Source organism: Flavobacterium sp. FPG59, assembly GCF_002150205.1.
Classification (GTDB): Bacteria; Bacteroidota; Bacteroidia; order Flavobacteriales; family Flavobacteriaceae; genus Flavobacterium.
In genome coordinates this window covers 1-6,823 of the sequence record NZ_MTCA01000165.1, presented here as the reverse complement: position 1 = coordinate 6,823, position 6,823 = coordinate 1, and the positions used below count along the sequence as shown (strand labels likewise).

Genomic DNA, 6,823 nt, shown 5'->3' with positions numbered 1-6,823 from the left:
TAATAATACTGTGAGGAATGACAATCTGGACTTTCTAGAATATTTGAACATTTCAATACCTTTTCTAAAAAATGAAGCATCATTTAATAAAGAAGGAAAATACCTTTCATAACCTAATAAAGTCTCATCTCCACCTTGACCATCTAACATTACAATACAACCTTCTTGCTTTGCTTTTTCAAATACGGCATATTGCATAAAAACAGAAGGTCCTCCAATGGGCTCTTCTTGTATCAGTGTTACTTTCTCAATATGTTTTTTAAAATAATCTTCACTGGGTTCGGTGTAAACAATGTCAATATTTCCACTATTAGCAACCATCTGTGCAAAATCACTTTCATCTGTATATTTTTCAGAGGATTTAGCGTGTATACCTTTAAAATTAGATCCTACTTTAAATTCTTTAGCAGCAATAGCAGCTATCGAAGAACTATCCAACCCGCCACTTAAACAAGTCCCCACTTCTACATCAGATCTTAACCGCAACCTTATCGAATCAATTAAATCCGTTTTGCAAAGCAAAACAGAATCTGCAATATTTAACCTCCCTATTTCTGGTTTATATTCTAATGAATAATAGCGTTCAAAATTACTTTTATGTGTTTTTAAATCATATACTAAATTATGAGAGGGAGGAAGTCTTTTTATTCCCTCAAAAAATGTCTCGTCTGATTGTTCTTCCAAACTCAAAACAAGATAATCAAGTAAAACCTTCTTATTAACTATTCTATTTGTATATGGTAATAATTGCTTTATCTCTGAACCAAACACATAATTATCTTTATTCTCAAAATACTAAAAAGGTTTTATACCAAAACGATCTCTACTGCAAAAAAGAATATTTTTGATTTTATCATAAATACAAAAAGACCACATTCCATTGAATTTTTTCACACATTCATTTCCCCAGTGTTCATATGCAATTAAAATAACTTCTGTATCCGATTTTGTTTTAAAAAAATAACCTAATTTCTCTAATTCCTTTTTAATCTCTAAATAATTATATATTTCACCATTAAAAACAATTGCATATTTATTTTCATACCACATCGGTTGATCACTGACAGTACTTACATCAATGATTGCTAATCTACGATGACCTAATGCAAAATTATTTTCTAATAAAAACCCTTCCCCATCAGGACCACGGTGAGAAATGATATCAGTAATTGTTTTTATTTCGAGCATGTCTACACTCTCATTGTTCTTGTTTATTAATCCAGAAATACCACACATATATTTAAAACTACTATTCAATTATTATTTAAAAATTTAAAAGAATGCTTACCTCTTTCTCCCAATTATAGATCACGTTTGCAAGATTAACATTTTGTTTAACTTCCCAAATGTCCTTTGAATTTATGTTTTCAAGAGACGTGTGTAAAGCCGCTATCGTAGGAACAATGCTCCAACCTGTATTATGATGATTGATTTCTTCTTTTATAGAAATTAAATTATCACTAATTAAAATCGGAATCCCACTTTTTACATATTCGAAATATTTATTGGGCAATGAATATTTATAACTGACCGATATTTCATTTGCTATAAAAAGCACTCCTATGTCGGCATCGCTTGTATAATCACAAATATCTTTAGGATCCACTGCAGGTATATAATGAATATTTACGAATTTTGACGCAAAATCAACAATAGTATTCGTGGCGGGACCATAGCCCATAAAAACAAGGTGTTTCTTCCTGTCTTTTAACATAGAAAATGTTGTGGCAACTTCTATAACACCTCTTGAATTTTCAATAAGTCCTTGGTAGATAAAGACTATATCCGAACTGGAAAGACCTAATTTCGGTCGTAATTTTTTATTAATTGATTGCTTCTGATTATCAAAATCAGGTATATTTCTAATTAAAGATACTTTATCCGTTTTATATTTGTTTTGATACCAATGCTGTATACCTGGACTTACTACTGTAGTATGTTTAATAAATTTCATCCCTGTTTTCTCGAAAATTTTCAAAAACAGGTTCATTACTTTACCTGACCCCGTTTCTTCCGTTTCCAGTTCATGAGGCATATAAATAATTGTTGCCCCATTAAAAAGTTTAACAAATAGTGCTATTGGCAACATTACTACATCATGACAATAAATAACCTCGGGTTTCTTCCTTAAACAGGAAAAAAATATACCTGTAAAAAAAGGAACTATACTTATAGCGGTAAGAAATTTAGATAACATTGCAATCCTTGTATTAGGCAGTTTTTGTTTCAATGATTTTCTGCGCTCAATATGAACATTCGGTGTATAGTCTTCCTCTAATGCTAATCCTTCGTTCCAGAAACCAATAACTGTCAATTGCCCGATTCTTCCCTTTTCCGTTAAAAATTTTGAAATCTTAAATAGACGTGAGGTATTATGCACTGAGTTAGCTATTAGCGTAACTCCTTTTTGATTAAACATCATTATTTTTTAAATTATTACATTAAAAGCCTTCTCCCATGCTGCAATATTAGCTAATCTCCATTCTAACGCTTTATTTTTTGGCATATCACCCACTATCATATCTTTTAAAATTTTAGAATCACTAATATTTCTTGATGATTCACTAATATATTGGTTCCAAAAACTACTTGGAGCTTCAAATCCCTTCTTATCTTTACGATAAATTACCTCATCAGGAACATTGCCTACCATCATTTCCCTAAGAATATGCTTGGTTTCATTATCCTTCAGTTTAAACGCCAAAGGTAATGACAGCGAATATTCGACCAATCGGTGGTCTAGAAATGGTAATCTGGATTCGATACCGTGATACATCGAGTTTCTATCCTCATATCTCAATAATTTTTGTATTCCATGCTCCATTTCAAATTTTTGAAATAAGAAATCATTTTTACAATGCTTCAATGCTTCATCAAAAATAAGAGTGTGATCTATCCGATTAAAATAGCTTTCATTTAAAAAAGAAAATCTTTTTTTGTGAAGTTTTCTTTTAATGATTCCATTAAACTTTCTTAAAAAAAACGCAAATTTTAAGTTAACTCTAAATAGACTTTTCCTACTAGGATTAAAATATTTTATAAGCGATCTTACAATGGGTATTGTTGAAAGATACATATTGAAATAGGAGTCATAGCCAATAAGCGTTTCATCTCCTCCCTGTCCATCTAACATAACCGTAATTTTTTGTTTCGCTGCTTCTTCAAAAACGAAATATTGCATTACTATTGATGGACCACCAAATGGTTCTCCTTGGATTTGAATCACTTTTTCAAGGACATCACTAAATGAGAATTTATCCGGTTCAACCGTAAACATATCTAATCCTGCGTTTTCGGCAACCAGATTGGCGTAATAACTCTCATCTGTTTCTTTTTCGAAAGATTTTGCATGGATTGATAAAAATTTTTGATTTGTCTGTTTAAAATATTGAGCAGAGGCTAAGGAAGCAATTGCTGAACTATCGAGTCCGCCGCTTAAACAGGTTCCTACTTTAACATCCGATCGAAGTCTCAACTCTATGGAACTCTCAAATAAAGTGCGGTATTTTTTCAAACATCCATCAAAATCTTTTGGGACTTCTATTCTTTTTACTTCGTAATATTTCCATTTTTTGATAGACTTTTCTGATAAATCAAACTCTAAATTATACCCCGGTAAGAGTTTAAATATATTCTCAAAAAAAGTTTCTTCGTGATAATCTTCATTTCCTACAATGAACTCAGCCAATACTTTTTTATTTGCTTTATGCTCTGGCAAAAGGGTCAAAAGTTGTTTTACTTCTGACCCAAATGCAAAATATTGCGGGTTATCAATAAAATAAAATGGCTTTATTCCAAATCTATCTCTACTACAAAAGAATTTTCCTTGGCTTTCGTCATAAATGCAAAAAGCCCACATCCCGTTAAATTTGTCTACACACTCGACACCCCATTCTTTATAGGAGGCAAGTACCACCTCCGTATCCGATTCAGTCTGGAATTGATACCCCTTTCCGAGAAGCTCTTGTCTTATTTCAATATAATTAAAGATCTCCCCATTATATACAATGGTGCATCCAAACATATTAAACGGTTGGTCTGAAACACTAGATAAATCAATAATAGATAGTCTGCGATGCCCAAATGCAAAATTATTTTTAAAAAAATAGTTTTCGGCATCTGGCCCTCTATGTTTAGCAACATTATTAACTTTAGAAATTATATCTTTAGTTATTTCTAAATTTTCTTTACTAAAAACCCCTGAAATTCCACACATAAATTTAATTTAATAGTTTTTAGTAATTGAATTCCTTTTTAAGAACTTCATAATCTGGATATGTTATTAAAACTGCCTTATGTTTACCTTGAAATACAAAAAAAGCTCCAGCAGCAACCGCTGAAGCATGAGAATCTTTCACTGCCTTAACAAAATGCTGAATACTCCCAGCACCACCAGCTGCAACAACTGGAATTCCTACGGAATTTGAAATAGTTTTTATTAAATGATAATCGTACCCTTGCATCATCCCGTCATTATCCATTGCATTAATCAGGATTTCCCCTGCACCTCGTTTTTCTACTTCTTTTGCCCAATCAACAGGGTTTAAACCAGTTTTTTCCTGTCCATCATTAATATATACTTGATATTTACCAAATAAATTCTTCTTTACATCTATTGAAACTATAATTGTAGAACTTCCAAAAATCTGAGATGCTTGTGTAATAAGATCCGGATTGCGCACTGCTTCAGTATTTATAGAAACTTTTTCTACTCCCACATTTAGAACTTCCCTAATTATATCTACAGAACGTATACCGCCACCATAAGATAAGGGCATAAAGCATTCGCTTGCAATATCTCTTAACATCTCAAAATTAGGCTCTCTATTTTCCTGTGAAGCTGTGATGTCTAAAAAAGCCAATTCATCTACCTCTTTATCATTGAAAATTTTTACAGCATTGATAGGATCTCCAATATATTTCGGGTTTTTAAATTTTTCCGTTTTGTATAATCCAGCGTTCTTTAATAGTAATACTGGAATTACTCTGGGTTTTGACCTCATCATTTTAATAATTATTTACAAAATTTTGATATAATCTCATTCCGAATTTATGGCTTTTTTCTGGATGAAATTGTACCCCTACTATATTGTTACGCTCCAGCCCTACGACATATTCATAACCATAGTTAGCTGTTAAACTAATATCTTTTTCATTATTGGCTTTCAGATGAAAATTGTGCACAAAATAAAATCTAGAGTCCAAAGGCAAATTCTCGCAAAGAGCGCTATCTTTTTGCAGATGTACATCTTGCCACCCCATATTCGGAAGCGAGTACTTACCCGATATTCCTTTGAAATCAAATTTTACGGTTTCTGCATCAAACCAACCTAGACCAGGTAAAATGCCTTCTTGGCTACATTTAGTCATTAACTGAACCCCTAAACACACACCCAAAATAGGTGTTTTCTCGACCAAAACCTTTTTGTTTAACAATTCAATAAGTTCTAATTCTTTTAATTTCTGCATACCGCTATCAAATGCTCCGACACCAGGAAGAATGAGTTTTGTGGCTTGCTCAATCTCTTTATAATTAGAAGTAATTATTGAAGGCGATCCAATTTTTCTAAGCATATTTTGTATGGAACCTAAATTGCCTAAACCATAGTTTACAATAGTTATCATTATTATTTGTTTTTCATAAAAACAATATTTCTCATTTTACTTAGGAATCTAATTATTTTACTAATTCGTTCTTCAAGTTTCACACCATTAGGATAGTCCGTATAGGATTTTGGCGGTAAAGCCATTATTCTATTATATTCGTCTAAAGTTATTCCTATTTTTTTCGAGAAATATCTTATGTCTTCTTCTAATTCAACGTGTTCATATAATGGCTTTCTTAACTCTGCCAAAGCTTCGTCTCTAGTCATTTGACCTGAAACAATTAAACTGGATAAATGTGCTTTACGTTTATCGAAGCCAAATTTTGTAGGCAAATAATGTGCCTGAAAAAATTTTGTAAATTTAGATTCATAATGTTTTCCGCCATAATCTCTCCAACCTAATTCATCCATCAGAAACTGCTTTGCTTCATCTTTATTATAATCAATCCATTCAAGAGGCGTAATGGTTTTCATTTTAACAAAATAAGGATAGTATATATACTTATTAAACAGAGTATAAACAGGATAGGTTTTAAGTTTGACTTTCCCAAATAACTTATGAATTCCTAACAAATGTATAGGATCACTTGATGAATATCCCCAAGCATTAGGTAAAATGGATTCTGTTGACATATTACTACCATTCATAATATATTTAATCCCATACTTTCTAGCTTCTTTATACAAACTAGCGATAAAACAATGGTCTTGAGGAACATCTAAATTTGCTATTGATGATTTAAAAAAAGACAATTGCAAATCTCGCATTTCTTCCCAATCTATAACAAGAGTATGCAAATCAAGGTTCAATTTTTGCACAATACTTTGAATATTATTAACTGCTAATTCTGAATTCCAACCTGTATCGACATGTACTACTAACGCTCTAAGTCCTAACTTTTTTGTAACAAACCATGCCATATAAGAGCTATCTACGCCACCACTCAAACCCATAATACAATCATACTCTTTCCCTTCACCTTCTTTTTTTAGTTTTTCCACCATCTCAACCATAGCTACCTCAGCTGCTATAGTATTTAATTTGCTATTTTTTTCCCATTCTTCATAATATCTAACATGATTACAAACCCCTTCATCGTCAAATTTAATCAAAGGGTCAGTGGTGTCCATTACTGACTTTGTACATACTTGGTAAGGATGCTTATGAAAATTTTTTTTGTACTCATTATTAATAATCAAATCATTATCTGTAACCA

At 31.8% G+C, this 6,823-nt stretch carries 7 protein-coding genes; all 7 read right to left on the bottom strand.

Annotated elements, in window-relative coordinates:
• The coding region (locus FPG59_RS12370; RefSeq protein WP_217875894.1) for an asparagine synthase-related protein at positions 1-771 on the bottom strand (771 nt) is incomplete at its 3' end.
• A 24-nt stretch (positions 772-795) separates the two neighbouring features.
• A complete protein-coding gene (locus tag FPG59_RS12365; protein WP_086454900.1) occupies positions 796-1,236 on the bottom strand; it encodes a carbapenam-3-carboxylate synthase domain-containing protein in 441 nt (146 codons plus the stop codon).
• 28 nt (positions 1,237-1,264) lie between these two features.
• Positions 1,265-2,422 carry a glycosyltransferase gene (locus FPG59_RS12360; protein ID WP_086454899.1) on the bottom strand — a complete coding sequence of 386 codons (1,158 nt, stop codon included), beginning with the start codon at positions 2,420-2,422 and terminating at the stop codon, positions 1,265-1,267.
• Between the two features lie 6 nt (positions 2,423-2,428).
• The gene (asnB, locus tag FPG59_RS12355) at positions 2,429-4,216 is read right to left on the bottom strand and encodes an asparagine synthase (glutamine-hydrolyzing) (protein WP_086454898.1); all 1,788 of its coding nucleotides are present in this window, start codon (positions 4,214-4,216) and stop codon (positions 2,429-2,431) included.
• Positions 4,217-4,235: 19 nt separating this feature from the next.
• Positions 4,236-5,006, bottom strand: a complete 771-nt coding sequence (locus FPG59_RS12350; RefSeq protein WP_217875892.1) for an AglZ/HisF2 family acetamidino modification protein — start codon at positions 5,004-5,006, stop codon at positions 4,236-4,238.
• Position 5,007: 1 nt separating this feature from the next.
• Positions 5,008-5,625 (bottom strand): imidazole glycerol phosphate synthase subunit HisH, encoded by a 618-nt coding sequence (gene hisH / locus FPG59_RS12345; RefSeq protein ID WP_086454897.1) that lies wholly within the window; start codon positions 5,623-5,625, stop codon positions 5,008-5,010.
• A 2-nt stretch (positions 5,626-5,627) separates the two neighbouring features.
• The coding region (locus FPG59_RS12340; protein WP_217875889.1) for an N-acetyl sugar amidotransferase at positions 5,628-6,823 on the bottom strand (1,196 nt) is incomplete at its 5' end.

What these genes read in the sequence shown, in the direction of transcription:
- FPG59_RS12360 (WP_086454899.1), bottom strand. Translation starts at nt 2,422, where the DNA reads ATGATGTTTAATCAAAAAGGAGTTACGCTAATAGCTAACTCAGTGCAT.
- FPG59_RS12365 (WP_086454900.1), bottom strand. Translation starts at nt 1,236, where the DNA reads ATGTGTGGTATTTCTGGATTAATAAACAAGAACAATGAGAGTGTAGAC.
- hisH (WP_086454897.1), bottom strand. Translation starts at nt 5,625, where the DNA reads ATGATAACTATTGTAAACTATGGTTTAGGCAATTTAGGTTCCATACAA.
- asnB (WP_086454898.1), bottom strand. Translation starts at nt 4,216, where the DNA reads ATGTGTGGAATTTCAGGGGTTTTTAGTAAAGAAAATTTAGAAATAACT.
- FPG59_RS12350 (WP_217875892.1), bottom strand. Translation starts at nt 5,006, where the DNA reads ATGATGAGGTCAAAACCCAGAGTAATTCCAGTATTACTATTAAAGAAC.